Genomic DNA, 19100 nt, shown 5'->3' on the forward strand with positions numbered 1-19100 from the left:
CCGGGCGGCCGGCCTCGTGGGCTCGGGCATGCTGAACCTTCCGTGGGGGGGTCCTGCGGCCGGCAGGCCCACAGGTGCTGCCACCGAGTCTAGTCAACGGCGCGGCCCGCGAGCACCCGGTCAGCGCCTGCCGCGATGGTCCTTGGCCTGTGCGGCGGCCTTGGCCGCCTTACCGAACTGCCGGCCGGCCCGGCGCTGCTCCGCCACGTTCTGCCGCAGGTGCAGGCGGGCCAGCTCGCGTTCCATCTTCCGGTAGCTGTCCCAGCGCCGCTGCTCCAGGCTCCCGGCGGCGAGGGCCTGGCGCACGGCGCAGCCGGGCTCGGCGTCGTGGGCGCAGTCGTTGAACCGGCAGCCGGCGGCCAGGTCTTCGATGTCCGCGAACATGGTCGCCAGCCCCTCCTCCGCGTCCCACAGCGCGAAGCCGCGGATGCCCGGAGTGTCCATGAGCACAGCGCCGTTGGGCAGGGGAATGAGCTCGCGCGCCGTGGTGGTGTGCCGGCCCTTCCCGTCGCCTGCCCGGACGGCTCCGGTGTCCTGCACCGCCCGGCCTGCGAGCGCGTTGATCAGGCTGGATTTGCCCGAGCCCGAGGGCCCCAGCAGCACCATCGTCCGGCCGGGGCCCAGGTATTCGGCCACGGCATCGAGCCCGTCGCCCGTTTCAGCGCTCGTCGCCAAGACGTCCGCGCCGGCGGCCTGCTCGACGATCTGGGCGGCGACCTCGTCATGGCGGCCGCTCAGGTCGGCCTTGGTCAGGATGACCACCGGCAGCGCCCCGGAATCCCACGCGGCCACCAGGGTGCGCTCCAGCCGGTTGGCCGACAGCGGCCGGTCGAAGGGCACCGCGATGCCGACCAGGTCCATGTTGGCGGCCAGGATCTGCTCGGCCGCCAGCGGGTCGTAGGCCTGTTTGCGGGACAGGGCGGAAAACCGCGGAAGCAGCCCGGCGATGGCCGGGCTGCCGGCGGAAGTTGGCCGGGCGGCGTCGTACGCCACCCAATCTCCGGTGGCCGGCTGCGGGCTGAGGCCTGCGGTGGCCAGGTGCAGCAGGCCGCCGTCGGCCGCCAGCAGGACGCGGCCGCGGTCGGTGCGCACCACCCGGGCGTTGCGGAGCGCCGGATCGGGAAAATGATGGTCGAACTGCGCGGCGGTGTGTTGGGTGTAGCCGTAGCTGCGCAGCAAGGACTGCGGGTGATGGGTGTCGGTCACGACGGTTACCTCGGGGCGTGAGGCCTCCGCGCGGGGACGTTCCGGCCGCTAGCCGCGGCGCGGGCGGGGTACGGAGGCTGGGCTGGTGATGGCAGCAGGATCTGCGGGATAAACGGTCATCACACCCACCTCCTCGGGGTTGTCCGGCGGGCTGGTCAGCCCGGCAACTGGATCAGCATAGCGCTCACCGGCCGTTTGCGGAATGGCCCGCCGGGACGCCGTCCGGGAAGTAGAGGCGCAGCCCCAGATCCACCAGGTCGACCCGGTCCAGCGTCGGAACCTCATGGAGCGGGATCCACCGGGCAAGGTCCGTGGAGCCGTCGGCCTCGTCGGTCAGTTCGCCGCCGACAACGCTGGCCGCGTAGATGACGCGGAAGGCGTGCAGCGGCCGGTGCCCGTGCAGGCGCTTCGCGGCCGGAATGTGCTTGCTGTCCACGCCCAGCAGCTGCTCGAGCCTGGCGGCGTAGCCCGTTTCTTCCCGGATCTCGCGGACCGCGCCGGTTGCGGCGTCTTCGCCGTATTCCAGGCCGCCGCCGGGCAAAGTCCAGCGCGGCCAGCCTGCGCCGGTCCAGCGGACCAGCAGCACGGCGCCGTTGGCAACGATCACGCCGTAGGCGGCCACGCGCGTGTCGAATTCCATGTCCCCCAGTGTAGGGGGGCGGCTAGTGTAGGGCGGCGGGCGAGGCGGCTATCGGACGCGGAGGCCGCTGTGCGCCGCCGCCTGCGCATCCGTGCGCAGTTCGTCGCGGGCGCGCAGCAACGCGTCCCGACGTTCCCGCGGCGCCACCGCGGCGGCCCACGGGCCGGGCCGCAGGCGCTGCGCTTTCAGCCGCGCCCGCCGCTCCCCGGCCCGCACCAGTGCGCGTCCGGCGCGGATCAGCAGCGACTCCAAGACCGGTGTCCGGATGCCGGCGAGGGCTGACGACGGCGGGCGGTACGGCTGGGTGGGGACAGTTGTCATGATGGGCTCTCACAGGTGGTGTGCCGGCCGGTCCGACCGGGAGTCGATGATGGGAAAGGCATTGACGTGGAGCTGAACCGGGCGGACGTCCTCCGCGCCCTCGGCATTTTGCTCCAGGTAGGGTTCGGCCAGTTTCCGCACAAAGGCGGCTGCCTGTTCGGCGATGTCAGCCAGCTGTTCACGGGTCAGGCGGACGTTGATGGTGCTGGCCACCGACGCCTCCAGCCATTCCTGCGGCAGCAGGTCGGCACCGCGGGTCATGAAGTCGGCCAGCAGGTCGGCGCGGCTGCGCTCGAATTCGCGGGTGACCAGGCGGGCCGCCTCCCGGGTGGCCGGAGTGCCGGACAGATCGCCGGCGCTGATGGTCAGGCTGCCGGGAGTGCGTCGCCACCAGCGTTCGCGGGCCGTGCCCCGGCCTTCGACCTCCCGGACGAAATCGTGCCTGGCCAGCTGGCGCAGGTGATAGCTGGTGGCGCCGCTGGACTCCCCCAACCGTTCCGCCAGTCCGCTGGCCGTTTGAGGGCCGTACTGGGACAGCGCGTTGAGCAGCTGCACCCGGAGCGGATGCGCGAGGGCCTTCAGCGCGACCACGTCTACGTGGCGTTCGTCGCCGTAGCCGCCGCGTCCGGGCTCGCTTTCCTGCTCTCTCTGCTGCTCCATGGGCACCAGCGTAGCGGTGCAAACAAATCTTTGCAAGCGTTTCTTTGCAATGCTTCCTTTGCATATTTGTCGCGCCGGCCGGCGGTCTGTAGGCGAGGTTCCGGCGCGCCCCTTCGGGGAGCGCCGGGGCATTGCGCCCACCCCGGTTCGCGGCTAGAACTAAGACCATGGGGAACGCGCCAGCTGGGTTCCACGGCACAGCGCTGCGGAGGCGGGGCGGCCGTGCCTGAGTCCGCCGCAACGGTGCCGCGCGGGCTGATCGCCGACCGCCTGCGCGCCGTGCTGGAGAGCGCCGGCCCCGACCCGGCACGGTTCCCGTCGTCAGCCAGGGACTGCCTGGACCGCGCTTACGAGGCAGCCTATGCCGAGAACCACGCGGGCGCCCGTGCCCTGGCGCAGGCCGGACTCGCCCGGTCCTCGGACACCGAACTTGACGTCCGGCTGGGCTTGTACTCGGTGCTGATTGCGCTCGCCCAGCTGGCGGGCGAAGAGAAGCAGGCCCGGGAATATCTCCACGCCCGCATCGCCTTGCTCCGCAGCCACGGGCTGGAAGCCGAGGCCGCGGCCGGTGAGCGGCTGGGAACGGCGTTGTTCCGCGAAGCCGGCGACGACGACCTCCCGCTCCTGGAGGCTGAACTGGACCGCCTGCTGGAGGCCCGTGCCCCGGGGTCGGTGACGGCGGACGTCCAGCTGGCCATCGCCGTCGTCCGTTCCCAGCGTGGGGAAGCGAAGCAGGCGATCGCGCTGCTGGAAGACGCGGTGGCCGGCTACGAGCATTCCGGCCGGACGGACAGCTTGTCCGGCGCGCTGATGTACCTGGCCAACACCTACCTGCAGGCCGACCAGCCGGAACGGGCCACCGCAGTTGCCGACCGCATGCTGGCGTTGCCCGGCAACCGCGCCACCACCGCCAGCATGTGGCTCTTGAAGGCCAATGCCGCCGGCGGCGACGGCGCGGCCGGGCTGGAGGAAGCGCTGACCGCGCTGGAACTGTATGCGGCGGCCGGGGTCCGCAAGGGTGCCATCAGTGCCGCCGTCGTGCTGGCCCGGCTCTGCGCCGGCATCGGCGACTATGAGGACTCGGTGCTGGCCTGGCAGGCGGCGGTCGCCCAGGCCGAACGCGGCGAGGTCCAGGAAGAGCTCACGTTGCGCCTGGCGCTGGGAAACCAGTTGCTGGAGGCCGAAGAGTACGAACTGGCGGGCGAGGTGCTGTCCAAGCTGCTGGCGCGGCTGGAACACACCAAGGCGCCCCATGCGCAGGTGGCGCGGGCGCTGATGAGCCTGGGCCACGCCCACCGGCACGCCGGCCGGACCGCCGACGCCCTGGACTGCTGGCGCCGGGCGGTGGCCGAATTCAGCCACGGCGGCGAGTTCGGCGAGGCGGCCCGCGGCCTGCTGGCGACCGGCACGCTGCTCTCCCGCGAGGACCGCGACACGGACGCGCTGGTCTGCTTCGAGGCGGCGGTGGCCGCGGCCCGCAAGGCCGAGGACGACGACGCCGCGCTGCCGCAGGCCCTGCATGCCTTGGGACATGCCCTGTGCGAGGCCGGCGACCCGGACGGGCTCACGGTCTTGGACGAGGCAATCCGGCTGGCGCACCTCTACGGGGCCCGGTGGTACGAGGCGGACTACAGCGACACGCGGGCGAGGGGGCTGTGGGCGCTGGAGGACGGCACCGGAGCGGTCTCGGCGGCGCTGCAGGCGGCGGACCTCTACTCCGCTGCCGACGACGCAGCCTCGGCCGGCAATGCCGAACTCTTCGCGGCCCATGTGCTGGCCGAGATGGGGCGGGCCGACGACGCCGTGCCGATGTTCAAGCTGGTGCTGCAGGAGCCCGACGTCAGCCGCACACTCCGCGTCGCGGCGCAGCTGGGGCTGGCCTCGGCGCTGGACGCCCTGGGCCGGACGGTCGAGGCGGACATCGCCCGCCGTGCCGCGGACGCCGCGGCCGACAGCCCCGACTGACCCGCGGCCGACGCGGCCCGTTGCGCCGCGGGGTTGGGCCGCTGGGCAGGGTTCTCATCTTGGTCTCATCTGCGCCGTGGATACTGGTGTCATGCCCCGTACAGCCATCCGCACCGCCCTGGTGGCGCTGGCCGTGCTGCTCGGGCTGGGCGCCGGAGGCGCCGCACTTGCTGCGACCCTGCGCGAGCCCGGGCCCACCGACCTGGGCCCGTCCATCACCGTCACGCAGTCCGGGCCGCCGTCCCCTGCCGGCGAACCTGCTCCGGCCGGCAGCGAGCAGCCGTCCCCCACGCCCACGCCCACCGTCCCCTCGTCCCCGGCCGCTCCGACCCGCCCGCCGGAAGGCACCGGACCGGTTCCGGTCCAGCCGGCGCCGCCACAGGACTACGACGACGATGACACGGACGACTGGGACGACGATGGCGGGGACGATGACTGAGTCCGTCCCCCTGTCCCTACACCCCCACGCCGTCCGGCACCGCGGCGGCGCTCCGCGTGGCGGCGGCAGCCCGCGCGGCGGCGGCGCTCCGACTGGCGGCCGCATCCTTTCCGGCGGCCGTGCGTAGGCCGTCGGGCGGGCCGTCCGTCCGCGTCCGGGTGCTGGCCGCCGTGCTCGCCCTTTCGGCCCTGGGCCTGCTGGTGGCCGGCTCGGTGGCGTTCGCGCTGCAGCGGTCCCATATCATCCAGCGGGTGGACGACTCGCTCCAGCGCAGCGTGAGCGAGTTCAAGACTCTGGCGGAGACAGGCATCGACCCCGACACGGGCGAACCCTTCACGCAGGCCAGCCGGTTGGTCTTTTTGGCGATGGAGCGGACGCTTCCCTCCGCGAACGAAGGCATGCTTGGCCTCGTCGACGGGAAGGTGACATACACGGCGAGCCCGTCAGTGCGGCTCCGGCTCGAGCGGGATGCCGAACTCGTAGCCCTGCTGGGCCCGGACGCAACTGCGTCCGACCGGGTGGTGCTCAGCACCATGGAGACGCCGACCACGACGTACCGGGTGGTCACCGTGCCGGTGCAGCTCTCGTCCGACCCGGCCCACAGCACGTTCGTGCTGGCCTACGATTACGACGCCGAGCTGCAGCAACTGGACGACATCTTCCTGACCTACGCACTGATCGGGTTCGGTTCGCTGGTACTGATCGGCGTCGTCGGCTGGCAGGTGGCCGGCCGGCTGCTGGCACCCATCCGGCTGGTGCGCGAAACGGCACAACGGATCACCGACGCGGACCTGACCCAGCGCATCCCGGTGGGCGGCAACGACGACATCTCCGAACTCTCCCGCACCTTTAACGACATGCTGGACCGCCTGGAGGCGTCCATGACGGCGCAGCGGCAGCTGCTGGACGACGTCGGGCACGAGCTGCGCACCCCCATCACCATCCTGCAGGGCCACCTGGAACTGCAGGACCCGCACGACCCGGCGGACGTCGAGTCGGTGCGCGGCATCGCCTTGGACGAGCTGGACCGGATGCGGCTGCTCGTCGACGACCTGGTCCTGCTGGCCAAGGCGGAACGTCCCGGCTTCGTGAACCCGTCCGACGTCGAGGTGGGGCAGTTGACCGACGACGTGCTGGACAAGGCCCGGCCGCTGGGCGCCAAGCGCTGGACCGTCGATGCACGGGCCGAAACCCGCTGGCAGCTGGACGGGCGGCGGATTACCCAGGCCTGGCTGCAGTTGGTGGCCAACGCCGTGAAATTCTCCGAGCCCGGGTCCACGGTGGCGATCGGTTCGGCCGTGCGCGGCAATGAGCTGCGGCTGTGGGTCAGGGACGAGGGAACGGGCATCCTCCCGGAGGACCAGGGCAGGATTTTCGACCGTTTCGCACGCGGCAGCAACGGGACGCGGGCGGAAGGCTCGGGACTGGGGTTGACCATCGTCAGCGCCATCGCCGCGGCGCACGGCGGCAGCGTCGAACTGGCCTCGGCCCCGGGCGCCGGATCCACTTTCACCGTCGTGCTCAGCGGCCCGGAGGCGGGCGCAGACAAGGAGGAGAGCGCGTGAGCCAGATTCTGATCATTGAGGACGAGGACAGGATCAGTTCCTTCATCGCCAAGGGCCTGAAGGCCGCCGGCTACGTGCCCACGGTCGCCGGCACCGGGCGGGAGGGCTACCATCTGGCCATGACCGGGGACTTCGAGCTGGCCATCCTCGACCTGGGACTGCCGGACCAGGACGGCTTCACCGTGCTGCGCCGCCTGCGCGAGGGCCGCAACGACATCCCGGTGATCATCCTCACCGCCCGCAGCTCGGTGGACGACACCGTTGCCGGGCTGGAGAACGGCGCGGACGACTACATGTCCAAGCCGTTCCGGTTCGAGGAGCTGCTGGCCCGGGTGCGGCTGCGCCTGCGCTCCGAGGCGCAGCCGGCCGACCTGGCCGTCCTCGGCAGCGGCACGCTGAGCCTGGACCTGCGGACCCGGCGGGCCAGCGTCGGCGGCCGGGAGGTGGATCTCTCCGCCCGGGAGTTCGCCCTCGCCGAGGCCTTCCTGCGGAATCCGGGGCAGGTGCTCAGCCGCGAGCAGTTGCTCTCGCGGGTCTGGGGATACGACTTCGACCCCGGCTCCAACGTGGTGGATGTGTACGTGCGCTACCTGCGCAATAAGCTCGGGGCGGAGAAGTTCGCCACCGTGCGCGGCATGGGCTACCGCCTCGTCGCCGACGCCTGAGGGAAGGGTCCGGTCAGGCCGCGCCGGCGGCCAGGTCCTCGGCGATGGCAAGCCGTTGCCGGGCGTCCTGCTGCCACCCGTCACCCTCCCCGGGGGTCTTCGCCCCGGCCACCAGCGACAGCGCCACGCCGGCGGCCCGGCCGCGCAGGGCCGCCGGGTCCACCACGGTGTCGAAGGCGGCAGCGAAACGTTCCAGCGCCGCCGGGACATGCACGTACCCCGGGTGCACGGCGGGCAGCACGGCCAGGTGCCCGAGGAAACAGGCCAGGTCGTCCACCAGATGGCCCGGACCCAGCGAGTCCACGTCCATGAGTCCGGTAATCTTCCCGCCGTCCACCAGCAGGTTCGCCTCGTAAAAGTCGCCGTGCGTCGGGACCAGCGGGCCGGCATCGGTGGCCGCCAGCAGCTGTTCCACCCGATCGGCCAGGTTAAACACCCGGTCCTGCTCGTCGGGGAGCACGGCCGCCGCTGCCTTGGCGTAGTCGGCTGCGCGGTCGGCCCAGGCCGGGCGCCGCGAGAGCTCCAGCACACCGGCCGGGAGCTCATTCAGCAGCGCCAGGAGGGTTTCGGGCGCCAGGCTGGCGGCGCCGTCGTCCATCAACGCCTGGGCCAGCGGCACCCCCTTCGCCTCCGTGAGCACCACCACGCCGTCGGCCGGTCCGGCGGAGGCAACCGGGGCCGGCAGCCCGGCGTCGGTCAGCAGCCGGTGCCGGAGCATCAGCTGCGCCGCCCGGTCCGGACGGACCACCTTCAAAAAGACCCGGTGTCCGTCCTGGACGGCTTCCAGCACGGCCCGCCGCAGCGGCCGGTAGCTGACCATTTTCAGGTCCGCTTCTCCCCCGCCGAAAACGCTGCGGCCCACCGCAGCCGGGTCGCACGCCGCGGGCAGTCCGACCAGCACCGGGTCGGACGGATACAGCCAGGCGGTCAGCGGGACGGGCCCGCCGTCCAGACGTACCAGCGGAAGCCCGCAGTCGGGCACCGGCGCCGTGGTGACGCAGACGTACTCGGTCCGCTCGCCGCCGTCGTGCCCGCGGAGCCGCACGGTGTAGATCCCGGTCGCGCCGGCCCCGGGCCGGTGCTGCAGCTTCGCCAGCTGCCAGGACCGGACCGTCCCGCCGACGGTGCCGACGGCGAGTTCCAGCGCTTCGCGCATGCCGGGACTTTCCAACACGTCGATGCCGGCGGTCTCGGTGGCCATCAGGTCAACGTTCGCTGCGTCCATGTCTCCATTGCACACCATCGCGGCCCGGAACGCTCGCAACCACAGACCGGAAAAGGCTGCGGCCCGTCCGGGTGTGGACGGGCCGCAGCCAACCTGCCGGGCGCCTCGGGTCAGGCCCGCCGGCGCTGCAGGACGTCGTCCAGATTGAGCCGGTTCGCGGCCGACTGCTGGGCGGATGCCTCGGCGGCCGAGGCGCCGTCCGCCGGCTGCTGCGTGGCGGCAGTCTTCTCTGATGTCCGGGCGGCGGCCTCGTCGGTCCGCTGCGCGGCGGTCTGCTTGATCGATGTCTTGGTCTGCGGCTTCTTGACCTCGGGGACCGGCAGCGGCGCGGGAGCCGGGCGGGTGGCCTTGGCCGCCGCGACATACGTCGGTTTGGGCACGTCGACCGGCTGCCAGGGAGTGCCGGACGGCTGACCCGGCGCGGCGGTGTCGCCGGCGTCGGCGGCGACCTTCAGGGCTTCCTCGCGCAGCTCGGCGGCCGTCAGCGGCGCCGGACCGGGCTGGGCGGCCTGCTGCGCGGCCCCGGTGTCCCCCGCGGCCCCGTCAAACAGTTCGGTGGGCTTCCGGGGATTCTTCGCGGCTCCCGCCGGCTGCGATGCCGATGCCGCGCGGGAGGCCTGCCGGGCGCGTGCGGCGGCGCGCTTGCTGCGGTCGCGGACCGCCAGGGAGCGCAGGATAACGACGACGGCGCCCACCGCCAGCAGCGCGAAGCCCGGCACGCGGCCCGAAACTGCGCCGGCCAGCGCCAGGGCGCCGCCGACGACGAACACCAACAGGGCGGAGGCCCCGGCAAGTGCCAGCGCGGTCCGGCCGTAGCGGATGCGGAACTCGGGCTGCCGGGCGGGCGGGGGCACGGGCGACGCTGTCGAGGGTGCCGGCTGGGCGTTGTATTCCATGATGATCCCCTGGTTGCCGCCCGAGGCGGTTGCGGGTACTGAAACTAGTGGTGCTGCATGTCCCGGCGCCGGTTCAGCCAGCACGGGACGGAATGCTCCGCGGAGCACGTACGGTCCTACCCAGACAAACCACAGCCCGACGATGACCGCCAAGATCACAGAGCTCTGAATGTCCACTCTCAAAACCGTAGAAGCTCAAGCATGCCGTACGCGGCATTCATCACGGTGTGTCGGATAACGATTCCGTGCGGCGCTGCCTTATGGTGTCGGGCCGACGTCGCCGTGCTCCAGCCAGCGGTCCAGCAGGCCGCCGGGAACCTCCTCGGCAGTGAGCGCGAAGCTGCGGTGGTCTGCCCAGGCCCCGTTGATATGCAGGTACCGCGGACGCAGTCCTTCGTCGCGAAAGCCGAGCTTCTCCACGACGCGCAGGCTGGCGCGGTTCTCCGGCCTGATGTTGATCTCCATCCGGTGGAGCCCGAGCGTTTGGAAGCAATGGTCGGTCGCCATGGCCACCGCCGTGGGCGCTATCCCGCGGCCGGCACGCGCCTCATCCACCCAGTACCCCAAAGTGGCCGACATTGCAGAGCCCCAGACGATGCTGGAGACAGTAAGCTGCCCGACCAGCGCCGGCCGGGGCCTCCCCTCCTGCAGTTCGGTGATGATCCAGGGCAGGGCCGTGGCCAGTCGTGCCTGGTGCTTGAGCGAGCGGACCATCTCCGAGAACGAGGGCAGATACCCGTCCGGAGCCGGGTTCGTGGCCTCCCACGGTTCCAGCCAGCGCGCGTTGCGGCGCCGCACGGCCGTCCACTCGCTCCGGTCCCGGTACCGGATCGGGCGCAGCGACAAGTCCCCGCATGCCAGCGTCGCTGGCCAGATTGCCGGTCCGTACCCCATGTGAAGTTCTTAGCGGTCGCGACGGGGCTCAGTCGCCCGAGCCGTCAATGAAACTCTTCAGCCAGGTCCGCAGTTCCGTCCCGATGTCTTCACGTTCGGAGGCGATGGTCACGACGGCCTTGAGATAGCTGAGCTTGTCGCCGGTGTCGTACCGGCGCCCGGAAAAGACCACGCCGTAGACGCCGCCGCCTTCGCCTTCGCGGCCGGCCAGGGCTTCGAGCGCGTCGGTCAACTGGATTTCGCCGCCGCGGCCGGGCTTGGTGTCCTCCAGCACGTCGAAGACGGACGGGTGCAGGACGTAGCGGCCGATGACCGCCAGATTGGACGGGGCCTCGTCCGGCGATGGCTTCTCCACCAGTTCGTTGATCCGCACGTAGCCGCCGTCGCCCATCGGGGTAACGTCCGCGCAGCCGTAGGCGCTGATCTGGGCGGGGTCCACTTCCATCAGGGCGACCACGGAGCCGCCGGTCTGCTGCTGGACCGCGATCATCTGGGTCAGCAGGTCGTCGTGTTCGTCGATCAGGTCGTCGCCGAGCAGCACGGCGAACGGTTCGTCGCCCACGTGCTGGCGGGCCCGCAGGACTGCGTGGCCGAGGCCCAGCGGATCCCCCTGGCGCAGGTAGTGGATGTCCGCCAGTTCCGAGGCTGCCTGTACGGCGGCGAGCTTCTCCAGATCGCCCTTCTCCTCCAGGATCTGCTCGAGGTTGGGCACGCGGTCGAAGTGGTCTTCCAGCGGGCGCTTGTTGCGGCCGGTGATGACCAGGACGTCGCTCAAGTCAGCGCGCACGGCTTCCTCGACCACGTACTGGATGGCCGGCTTGTCCACCACGGGGAGCATTTCCTTGGGCATGGCCTTGGTGGCGGGCAGGAAACGCGTTCCCAAACCAGCGGCCGGAATGACAGCTTTGCGTACCGTGCGATGAGACGTCATGGGTTCAGACTACCGAACGAAGGTGCGAAGCAAGCCGATCCGGGAGGAAGCAACTACGATGTCGGCCATGGAGATGCAAACCGGCATGGACAAGGAAACCGCCCGCGCATTCTTCCGGGCACGCCGCCGGGCCCGCCCCGAGGAAGAGCAGATCAAGGCCGGGACCGCCCTGGCGCACCAGGTGCTGGACGGTCTTCGGCGGCTGGACGTCCCGGCCGGAACCATCGTGCCGGCCTACCTGTCCGTCGGTTCCGAACCGTCCACGCGCATGCTGCTGCCGGCCCTTGAGGAGGCCGGCTACCAGGTGGTGGTCCCGATCTGCGAACCGGACTACCGGCTCAGGTGGGCACGCTGGTTCAGCGGGGTGGAGCTGGTCCGCAGTCCCCGGGCCTGGATCGACGAGCCGGTCGGAGAACGTTTCGGAGCGGAAATCATGGCCGGCCTGCCGCTGGTGCTCGTGCCCGGGCTGGCCGTCGACTCCGAGGGCAACCGGATGGGCCAGGGCGGCGGTTATTACGACCGGTTCCTGGCGTCGCTGGGCGACGGCGAAGACCGCCCGAGGTTTGTCGGGGTTTTCTACGCCGACGAGGTGGTGGCGGCGGGAGCCTTCGAGTCTACGGTGCTCGACGCGCCGCTGGACGGCGCCGTGTCGCCCGACGGTTGGACGTGGTTCCCCCGCCGGACGGTGTAGAATTGGCACTCTGAGCGGGTGAGTGCCAACGCCTGGCCGGGCGCTTCCTGCTCCTGCCAAGTTTTTTTCAGGAGGAATTACTGTGCCCACGTACGCCTACGCCTGCAAAGACTGCGCCCATGCCTTCGACATCCAGCAGTCCTTCAGCGATGAATCGCTGACCGTCTGCCCCGAGTGCGGCGGCAACCTGCGCAAGAAGTTCAACAGCGTCGGGGTCGTCTTCAAGGGCTCGGGCTTCTACCGCACCGATTCGCGCGACTCTTCCTCGGCAGGCTCCGTCCCCGCTGCCGCCTCGGGATCCGCCGGCACCGGGTCAACCGCCTCTTCCGAGGCGGCGAAGCCCGCCGCGGCCGAAGCCTCCAAGCCTGCCGCCGCCCCGGCCCCGGCGGCAGCAGCCAGCTAGCCGCATCGGATGCCGGCGGGCCGCTCCTACACCGCGAAGCGGCGGCGGCGCTGATCCACAGGCGGGCCCTCCCCGCTGACCCGTGCGGGCCCGATGCTTCTAGCGTGGCCGCATGCCCGTTGCTGCCGCGTCCCGCACCGCCCGCCCTGCACTGTCGCCGCGCCGCCTGCTGCGCCGGCATTACCGGCTGCTGGCCGCCCTGCTGCTCTGTGCGGCCGCGGCGCTGGTGGTGCAGCAGCTGACCCCTGTGCCGGACCCCACCGACTCCGTGGTGGTCGCCGCGTCCGACCTCCCGGCCGGCGCCCACCTGTCCGCCGACGATGTGGTGCTGGGCGAGCTGCCGGCCGGTTCCGTACCCGAGGGAACTGCCGACAGTCCGGCCCTGGTGGTGGGCCAGCGGCTGGCGACGGCGCTGCGCGCCGGCTCTCCTGTCGTGGACACCTCGATCGTCGGTCCCGGCCTGTTGACCGGGGCGCCGCCGGGGACGGTGGCCGTGCCCGTGCGCCCCGCAGACCCCTCCACCGTCCAGTTGGTGTCGCCGGGCCAGTTGGTGGACATCGTGCTCAGCAGCGGCAACGGGTTCGAAGAGCCTGCCGAAAGCACGGTCCTGGCTCGGGCCGTTCCGGTGCTGTGGAAGGCCGACGACGGCGCTGCCGCGGCCGGCTTGCTCGGCGCGGGCGAGCCCGACGGGCTCGTGGTGGTGGCGGCGGCACCGTCCGACGCAACCGCGCTGGCCGGCGCCTCCAGCCGGGGCAACGTCTTCCTCGTGTTGGTCGGCTGATGACTGCCCAGGACCGGCCGGCCCGCGGACCGGCTCCCGGCCTAGCCCCAGTGCGGCGGCCGCTGCTCCCGCAGCCAGGCGTCCCGGTCCTCGTCCCGGTCACCCCACGCACGGGGGTCGTCCTCCGCTGCCTTGGTCGGCAGCGTCGGCGACTGGTTCCGCCTGGCCCGGCGCGGCCGCAACCGGTCGTCGCCCGCCTCGCCGGCCTCGCCGGCCTCGTCCGCCGAGCCTGCTGAGTGCGAAGACTCCTCCGCCCGCGGGGTCTGCTCCGCCGCCGGCTTCGGTCCCCGTGCGCTGGCGGGACGGTCGTCCTTGCCTGCCGGTTCTTCCGGCTTCTGCAGTCCCAAGTAGCCTCCGATCAGGTCTGCGCATTTCTCCGGATCCGTGAACACCTCGATGGTCCACAGCGTCAGCGGCCGCCAGCCCAGCCGCTCGAGCTGTTGCGGGCGCAGCCGGCTGCGCTCCCGCACCGTCAGCTCCTGGTACTGCGGGCTGCCGTCAGACTCCAGGGCCACGGGCAGGGCCGGTTCAATATCCGGCGAATACTGCACCGTTCCGGTGCTGGCGGCGATGTCGATGACCCCGTAATAGTGGTCCCAAACGCGTGCGCCGCGGGTGCGGATGCGCTCCACGAGGTCCGCGACCAGCGGGTCGTCGATCCCGGGAGACAGTTCGGGCGCCGCGAACCGGCCGTCGCCGAGGTGGCGGTCCAGCAGGTCATGGAAGTCGGCGGCCCCATGCCGCAGCCGCTCGGGGTCCAGATCCTCCGGGCGGAAGCAGCTGAGGACGTGCAGCGACTGCCGGGAACGGGTGACCGCGGTCGCGAAGAGCGACCGCCCGTGCGGCGCCGACAGGGGTCCGAAGTCGTGGACCGCCCGCCCGTGCGGCGTCCGGCCAAAGCCGAGCGAGAAGATCACATCGTCGCGGACCAATCCGGACGCGCGTTCGACGGGAACCACGCGGAAGGGCTCCTGCCGGCGGTTGAAGAAATCCGCCGCCGCCGGATAATTGGGCATCTGCAGCCGGATGGCCTCCGCCACGCGGGCGGCGTGCCGGGCGCTGGCCGTCACCACCGCCAGCGACCGCGACGGCCGAAGGCTGATGTGCTCGAAGACAAGGTCCACCACCCGGTTGAGTTCGGCCGGGACGCTCTCCACGCCTTCGTGTCCGGCGCCGGGCATCCCGGTACCGTCGGGCAGATATTCCACTTCCAGGCCGCCACCGCGGATGGAGCTTGCGCCGGGCAGGCGGGACAGCGATCCGCCGTAGAACTTCTCACTCAGCGAGCGGGTCAGGTCGAGGTCGACGGCACGGTAGGCGGTGGTCAGCGCCACCACCGGCAGCACCTCGGAGAGCGCGTGGAAGCAGCTGGCCAACGGTTGCGGTGCTTCGCCGGTGACGGGGTCATTCCGCCGGTCCACGTTGACTTCGAAGGGCTCGGCGCGGCCCAACTCGCCGTCGCCGAACGCCACCACCTGGTGCGCCCGGGAGACCGCGGTCAGCGCCGACGGCAGGCTGGTGGCCTCGGCGTCGAGGATGATGACGGCATCGAAGTGCTTGCCTTCCGGGAGCAGGAGCGGCAGCACCAGCGGGGAGGCAGTCCAGATCGGCAACAGCGCCGAAACCAGCGACTCCGACTGCTGTCCCAACGCGGCCAGGGTGGGTTCGCCGGCCTTGAGCAGGTCGCGCAACCGCTGCGCGGCCTTGGGCTTGCTCTTGAGCGAATGCCGCCAGTTCTGTGCCAGTTCCCAGCGCAGCCGGGCGGGCCCCGACGCGATGTGCGCGTTGTCCGCGAGCCGGTAGACCGCCTCGAGCTTGCGGAGATTGTCGCCGTCCGACATGGCCAGGTAGTCGTCGCCGCTGATCATCGCTTCGAGTGCCGACTGCCACCACGCCAGGTCCAGTTCAGCACTGACCTCGCCCGCACCGACTTCGCGTGTGGCCAGATCGTCCAGCAGTTCGGTCAGCCCGTGTTCGCGCATCTGCTCCAGCAGCAGCGTACGTTCGGGCAGGTTCACCAGCGTTTCGCGGTCCGCTGCCAGGGCGTCCAGCTGTTCCTGGAGTTCGCCGTCGGGCAGGGCCGCGAGGGCCCGGTCTTCGGGCACCGGTGCCAGCAGGGCGGCCAGTTTCTCGAGGCGCTGCGCCACCTCCCGGTAAAAGCCGTTCAGGTCCGCCAACCCGGAGGGCACCGCCGGATGCCGCTGCGACGTTGCGTAGTCGGCCCACTTTGTCCGCTGCTGCTGCACCTCGAAGAGGGACTCATGCAGGTCGGAGATGTGCACGCCCGGGCGGATGTATTCCTTGGCCACCTTGCGCAGCCGGGAACGCGTCATCGAACTCATTTCGATTCCGCGGTCGCGCCGCCAGGAACTCGGCGCGGTCGCGGAAATCAGGTCTGTGACCGGCCGGTCGAAGATGTCCGGGGTGAACTTGTCGAGGCTGCCGCGGACCTCCACCAGCAGCTGGAGCTGCTCCCCCCACTCGCGGAACGTCCCGGCGAGGGCGATCTGCGAGTGTTCGGCGACCTTGTTCATCCGTTCGCGCAGCCGTGGGACGTCCTTGGCCAGGTCGGCGGCCAGCTGGTGGGCGTCTTCGGTCTCCTTGCGGTTGAGCAGCTTGGCACCGAACCACGGGCTGGTGGTCGCGGACTTGCTGAAGCTGCCCAACTCGGCCGCCCGGACCAGCCGTGCCGCCAGCTCCGCCCGGTCGGTGATGTTGTCCAGCACAGACCGCTTCAGCCGCACGGTGGTCGCCGGAGCCGGATCGAGCGAGGTGAGCTTGGCCAGCGACTGCATCGCCTGGTAGGGGGAACAGCGCCACCGGCTGCGCACATTGTGCAGCGACTTCACATGCTCCATCAGCTTGTGCCGGTGCTCGGTGAGGGTGGTGTGCAGCTTCTGCAGCTGCGGCTCCTGCGCCTTCTCGTTGCGGCTGATCGCGCGGATCATCGCCCGACGCAGCTGCTCCGGCGTCAGGTCCGCGCTCAACTGCAGGGCCAGCGACCCCAAATCCACGGTTTCCAACTGCTGTGTGAATTCGACCAGCGTGCCCCGGCGTTCCGCGACCACCAGCACGCTCTTGCCCTCGTAGGCCAGGGCGGCCGCAGCGTTGAGTGCCGTCTGGGTTTGTCCGGTGCCCGGCGGCGCGGAAACCACCAGCGAATGCCCCGCCTGGACCAGGTCCAGCACCCGTTGCTGCGCGGCGTCTGCGTCGAGCAGCAGGAACTCATCCTGCGGATCGCGTTCGTCGATCGGCGGCAGTTCCACCTCCGGCACGGGCACGGCGTTCCGGCCGGCCCGGGGACGGGGACCGGCCTGGGATCCGGCTCCGGCTTCGGCCAGCGCGCGGATCACCGGGTGCCCGGCATCGAGCAGGACCGGGTCGGTGACTGCTTCCAGGTCCGCGAAGGTCGACACCAGCAAATGGTGTTCGATGGTCATGTTCCGCACGCCGGCGGTGAGCAGGCGCAGCCGTTCCAGCACCGGGTGCGGATCCAGGCGGGCGGTGCTGTAGGCCAGCCGGGCGGTCGCCTCGGCGTCGATACCGATCCCCTGCTCCGCGGAGAGGTGGCGGACGAGCGCCGGGTTCAGCCGGGCGCGGTCGGTCAACTGCAGTTCGAAGTCGTCCTGGCTGGGGCGGACGGTCAGCGCCACCGGGATCAGCATCACCGGGGCATTCAGGGACTCCGACCGGCCGATGTCGGGAACCCGCCAGGAGGCCGTTCCGGCGGCCAGATACCCGACGTCGATACCGCGGTCCGAACCCAGTTCGTAGATTTTGGCGCGCAGGCTGCGGGCGGTACGCATGGCCGCGGCGTACTGGTTCGGCTCGCGCAGCAGGGTGGAAAGACGGGTGCGGCGGCCGGCCAGCAACTGCGCCAGGCCGGAAGGGTGGGCATGCGTCAGGTCAATGCTGTTCGACGACGTCGGGGCGAACCGCAGCAGCGTGTCCGACCCGGCGAGATCGCCCAGGTTGTCCAGCCACGATGCCACAACGTCTTCAGCAGCCTCAGCTACGCTGGCCAGCGACACGGCTGCCCCCTTTACTTCACTCTCGGCGACTTGCCTCGACCACAACGGCATGTCAAACAAGGTATCGGACTTTAAACGCCAAACGGGCGACCGCAACACTGCTCGGCGAAATTGCCTCGCAGTTCACCCGCAGCCGCGCTGCGGGCGGGCAGCGGTCGCCCGTTGTGGCTACTCCCACTCGATGGTTCCCGGCGGTTTGCTCGTCACGTCGAGCACCACGCGGTTAACGCCGTCCACTTCGTTGGTGATGCGGTTGGAGATCCTGGCCAGCAGGTCGTAGGGAAGCCGCGACCAGTCTGCGGTCATCGCGTCCTCGGAGGAGACCGGACGGAGCACGATCGGGTGTCCGTAGGTGCGGCCGTCGCCCTGAACGCCCACGCTGCGCACGTCGGCCAGCAGGACCACCGGCATCTGCCAGACTTCCTGGTCCAGGCCCGCAGCGGTCAGTTCGGCGCGCGCGATCGCGTCCGCCTTGCGCAGCAGGTCCAGCCGCTCCTGGGTGACTTCGCCGATGATCCGGATGCCAAGACCCGGTCCGGGGAAGGGCTGGCGTCCGACGATTTCGGCCGGCAGGCCCAGTTGGGCGCCGACCGCGCGGACCTCGTCCTTGAACAGCGTCCGCAGCGGTTCCACCAGCTCGAACTGCAGGTCCTCGGGCAGCCCGCCCACGTTGTGGTGGCTCTTGATGTTCGCGGCGCCTTCGCCGCCGCCGGACTCGACCACGTCCGGGTAGAGCGTGCCCTGCACCAGGAACTTCACCGACTCCCCCTCGGCGGCCGCCTCGGCCAGCACGGCCTTTTCGGCGGCTTCAAAGGCGCGGATGAACTCGCGGCCGATGATCTTGCGCTTGGTCTCCGGGTCGGTGACGCCGGCCAGCGCGGACAGGAAGCGCTGCTGTTCGTTGGCTACGTACAGCTTCACGCCCGTGGCCGCGACAAAGTCACGCTCCACCTGCTCGGCTTCGCCCTCGCGCAACAGTCCGTGGTCCACAAAGACACAGGTCAGCTGGTCGCCGACCGCGCGCTGCACCAGGGCCGCGGCGACGGCGGAGTCCACGCCGCCGGACAGCCCGCAGATCACGCGGGAGTCGCCGATCTGGGCGCGAATGCGCTCCACCTGCTCCTCCACGATGTTGCCGGTGGTCCAGTTGGGCTCGAGCCCGGCACCACGGAACAGGAAGTTCTCCAACACGCGCTGGCCGTGGGCCGAGTGCTTGACCTCGGGGTGCCATTGCACGCCGTACAGCTTCTTCTCGTCGTTCGCGAAGGCGGCCACCGGGGCGCCGGCCGTGCTGGCCAGCACGTCGAAGCCTGCAGGTGCTTCCTGCACCGAGTCGCCGTGGCTCATCCAGGTGTTCTGGACGGAGGGCACCCCGGCCAGGATGGACCGCCCCTCCCCCACCGCGGTGGCGTCCGTGGCACCGTACTCGCGCAGCCCGGTCCTGGCCACCTTGCCGCCCAGGGCGTTCGCCATGGCCTGGAAGCCGTAACAGATGCCGAACACCGGGACGCCGGCTTCGAACAGGTCCGCGCCGATCCTCGGCGCTCCTTCGGCGTAGACGCTGGAGGGCCCGCCGGAGAGGATGATGGCCACCGGGTTCTTGGCCATCAGCTGTTCGGTGGTGTAGGTGTGCGGAACGATCTCGGAATACACGTTGGCCTCGCGCACGCGGCGGGCGATCAGCTGCGCGTACTGGGCCCCGTAGTCGACGACGAGGACGGGCCGGTGGTCCGTAGTGGCGGGGGGAGGAGTAGTCACCCTTACAGGATAGTCGCCGGGTCCGGCGC

The 19100-nt window shown here is 70.9% G+C and carries 17 protein-coding genes; 7 read left to right on the forward strand and 10 right to left on the reverse strand.

Features of this window, described 5'->3' with window-relative positions:
- Positions 1–120: 120 nt before the first annotated feature.
- The 4 genes from rsgA to AC5RVV_RS05505 form a co-directional block, all read right to left on the reverse strand.
- The gene (gene rsgA / locus AC5RVV_RS05490) at positions 121–1206 is read right to left on the reverse strand and encodes a ribosome small subunit-dependent GTPase A (protein WP_494000371.1); all 1086 of its coding nucleotides are present in this window, start codon (positions 1204–1206) and stop codon (positions 121–123) included.
- A gap of 184 nt (positions 1207–1390) precedes the next feature.
- Complete coding sequence (locus tag AC5RVV_RS05495) at positions 1391–1846, reverse strand: NUDIX hydrolase (protein WP_494000372.1); 456 nt, start codon at positions 1844–1846, stop codon at positions 1391–1393.
- A gap of 48 nt (positions 1847–1894) precedes the next feature.
- Entirely contained in the window at positions 1895–2167 is a 273-nt protein-coding gene (locus AC5RVV_RS05500; RefSeq protein WP_494000373.1) for a hypothetical protein, read from the reverse strand.
- Positions 2168–2176: 9 nt separating this feature from the next.
- The gene (locus AC5RVV_RS05505; RefSeq protein WP_494000374.1) at positions 2177–2827 is read right to left on the reverse strand and encodes an ArsR/SmtB family transcription factor; all 651 of its coding nucleotides are present in this window, start codon (positions 2825–2827) and stop codon (positions 2177–2179) included.
- Positions 2828–3049: 222 nt separating this feature from the next.
- Here AC5RVV_RS05505 and AC5RVV_RS05510 point away from each other — a divergent pair, with 222 nt between their 5' ends.
- The 4 genes from AC5RVV_RS05510 to AC5RVV_RS05525 all read left to right on the forward strand — a co-directional run bounded on the left by AC5RVV_RS05510 (position 3050) and on the right by AC5RVV_RS05525 (position 7461).
- The gene (locus AC5RVV_RS05510) at positions 3050–4792 is read left to right on the forward strand and encodes a hypothetical protein (RefSeq protein WP_494000375.1); all 1743 of its coding nucleotides are present in this window, start codon (positions 3050–3052) and stop codon (positions 4790–4792) included.
- Between the two features lie 91 nt (positions 4793–4883).
- Complete coding sequence (locus AC5RVV_RS05515; RefSeq protein WP_494000376.1) at positions 4884–5231, forward strand: hypothetical protein; 348 nt, start codon at positions 4884–4886, stop codon at positions 5229–5231.
- 56 nt (positions 5232–5287) lie between these two features.
- On the forward strand, positions 5288–6796 hold the full coding sequence (locus AC5RVV_RS05520) for a sensor histidine kinase (RefSeq protein WP_494000377.1): 1509 nt from the start codon (positions 5288–5290) through the stop codon (positions 6794–6796).
- On the forward strand, positions 6793–7461 hold the full coding sequence (locus AC5RVV_RS05525; protein ID WP_494000378.1) for a response regulator transcription factor: 669 nt from the start codon (positions 6793–6795) through the stop codon (positions 7459–7461). Before AC5RVV_RS05520 ends, AC5RVV_RS05525 begins: the two co-directional genes overlap by 4 nt.
- A gap of 13 nt (positions 7462–7474) precedes the next feature.
- Here AC5RVV_RS05525 and AC5RVV_RS05530 read toward each other — a convergent pair whose 3' ends face one another.
- The 4 genes from AC5RVV_RS05530 to galU form a co-directional block, all read right to left on the reverse strand.
- Positions 7475–8686, reverse strand: coding sequence for a phosphotransferase (locus AC5RVV_RS05530; RefSeq protein WP_494000379.1), 1212 nt, complete (start codon positions 8684–8686; stop codon positions 7475–7477).
- Between the two features lie 110 nt (positions 8687–8796).
- Entirely contained in the window at positions 8797–9759 is a 963-nt protein-coding gene (locus AC5RVV_RS05535; RefSeq protein ID WP_494000380.1) for a hypothetical protein, read from the reverse strand.
- An 81-nt stretch (positions 9760–9840) separates the two neighbouring features.
- On the reverse strand, positions 9841–10476 hold the full coding sequence (locus AC5RVV_RS05540; protein ID WP_494000381.1) for a GNAT family N-acetyltransferase: 636 nt from the start codon (positions 10474–10476) through the stop codon (positions 9841–9843).
- 28 nt (positions 10477–10504) lie between these two features.
- Positions 10505–11407, reverse strand: a complete 903-nt coding sequence (galU, locus tag AC5RVV_RS05545; RefSeq protein WP_494000382.1) for a UTP--glucose-1-phosphate uridylyltransferase GalU — start codon at positions 11405–11407, stop codon at positions 10505–10507.
- A 67-nt stretch (positions 11408–11474) separates the two neighbouring features.
- Between galU and AC5RVV_RS05550 the strand changes: the two genes are divergently transcribed.
- The 3 genes from AC5RVV_RS05550 (at position 11475) to cpaB (ending at position 13282) form a co-directional block, all read left to right on the forward strand.
- On the forward strand, positions 11475–12098 hold the full coding sequence (locus tag AC5RVV_RS05550) for a 5-formyltetrahydrofolate cyclo-ligase (RefSeq protein WP_494000383.1): 624 nt from the start codon (positions 11475–11477) through the stop codon (positions 12096–12098).
- 82 nt (positions 12099–12180) lie between these two features.
- Positions 12181–12501 carry an FmdB family zinc ribbon protein gene (locus AC5RVV_RS05555; RefSeq protein WP_494000384.1) on the forward strand — a complete coding sequence of 107 codons (321 nt, stop codon included), beginning with the start codon at positions 12181–12183 and terminating at the stop codon, positions 12499–12501.
- 112 nt (positions 12502–12613) lie between these two features.
- The gene (cpaB, locus tag AC5RVV_RS05560) at positions 12614–13282 is read left to right on the forward strand and encodes a Flp pilus assembly protein CpaB (RefSeq protein ID WP_494000385.1); all 669 of its coding nucleotides are present in this window, start codon (positions 12614–12616) and stop codon (positions 13280–13282) included.
- A 41-nt stretch (positions 13283–13323) separates the two neighbouring features.
- Here the strand turns inward: cpaB and AC5RVV_RS05565 are convergent, their stop codons facing one another.
- Together AC5RVV_RS05565 and guaA are read right to left on the reverse strand one after the other, a co-directional pair.
- A complete protein-coding gene (locus AC5RVV_RS05565) occupies positions 13324–17364 on the reverse strand; it encodes a DUF4011 domain-containing protein (protein ID WP_494001286.1) in 4041 nt (1346 codons plus the stop codon).
- 117 nt (positions 17365–17481) lie between these two features.
- Positions 17482–19071 (reverse strand): glutamine-hydrolyzing GMP synthase, encoded by a 1590-nt coding sequence (gene guaA, locus AC5RVV_RS05570; protein ID WP_494000386.1) that lies wholly within the window; start codon positions 19069–19071, stop codon positions 17482–17484.
- Positions 19072–19100: the final 29 nt, after the last annotated feature.

Source organism: Arthrobacter sp. MDT2-34-1, assembly GCF_059091365.1.

Coding starts and splice junctions, on each gene's coding strand:
- AC5RVV_RS05495 (WP_494000372.1), bottom strand. CDS start 1,846: ATGGAATTCGACACGCGCGTGGCCGCCTACGGCGTGATCGTTGCCAAC.
- AC5RVV_RS05500 (WP_494000373.1), bottom strand. CDS start 2,167: ATGACAACTGTCCCCACCCAGCCGTACCGCCCGCCGTCGTCAGCCCTC.
- AC5RVV_RS05505 (WP_494000374.1), bottom strand. CDS start 2,827: ATGGAGCAGCAGAGAGAGCAGGAAAGCGAGCCCGGACGCGGCGGCTAC.
- AC5RVV_RS05515 (WP_494000376.1), top strand. CDS start 4,884: ATGCCCCGTACAGCCATCCGCACCGCCCTGGTGGCGCTGGCCGTGCTG.
- AC5RVV_RS05530 (WP_494000379.1), bottom strand. CDS start 8,686: ATGGACGCAGCGAACGTTGACCTGATGGCCACCGAGACCGCCGGCATC.
- AC5RVV_RS05540 (WP_494000381.1), bottom strand. CDS start 10,476: ATGGGGTACGGACCGGCAATCTGGCCAGCGACGCTGGCATGCGGGGAC.
- galU (WP_494000382.1), bottom strand. CDS start 11,407: ATGACGTCTCATCGCACGGTACGCAAAGCTGTCATTCCGGCCGCTGGT.
- AC5RVV_RS05550 (WP_494000383.1), top strand. CDS start 11,475: ATGGAGATGCAAACCGGCATGGACAAGGAAACCGCCCGCGCATTCTTC.
- cpaB (WP_494000385.1), top strand. CDS start 12,614: ATGCCCGTTGCTGCCGCGTCCCGCACCGCCCGCCCTGCACTGTCGCCG.
- AC5RVV_RS05565 (WP_494001286.1), bottom strand. CDS start 17,364: ATGCCGTTGTGGTCGAGGCAAGTCGCCGAGAGTGAAGTAAAGGGGGCA.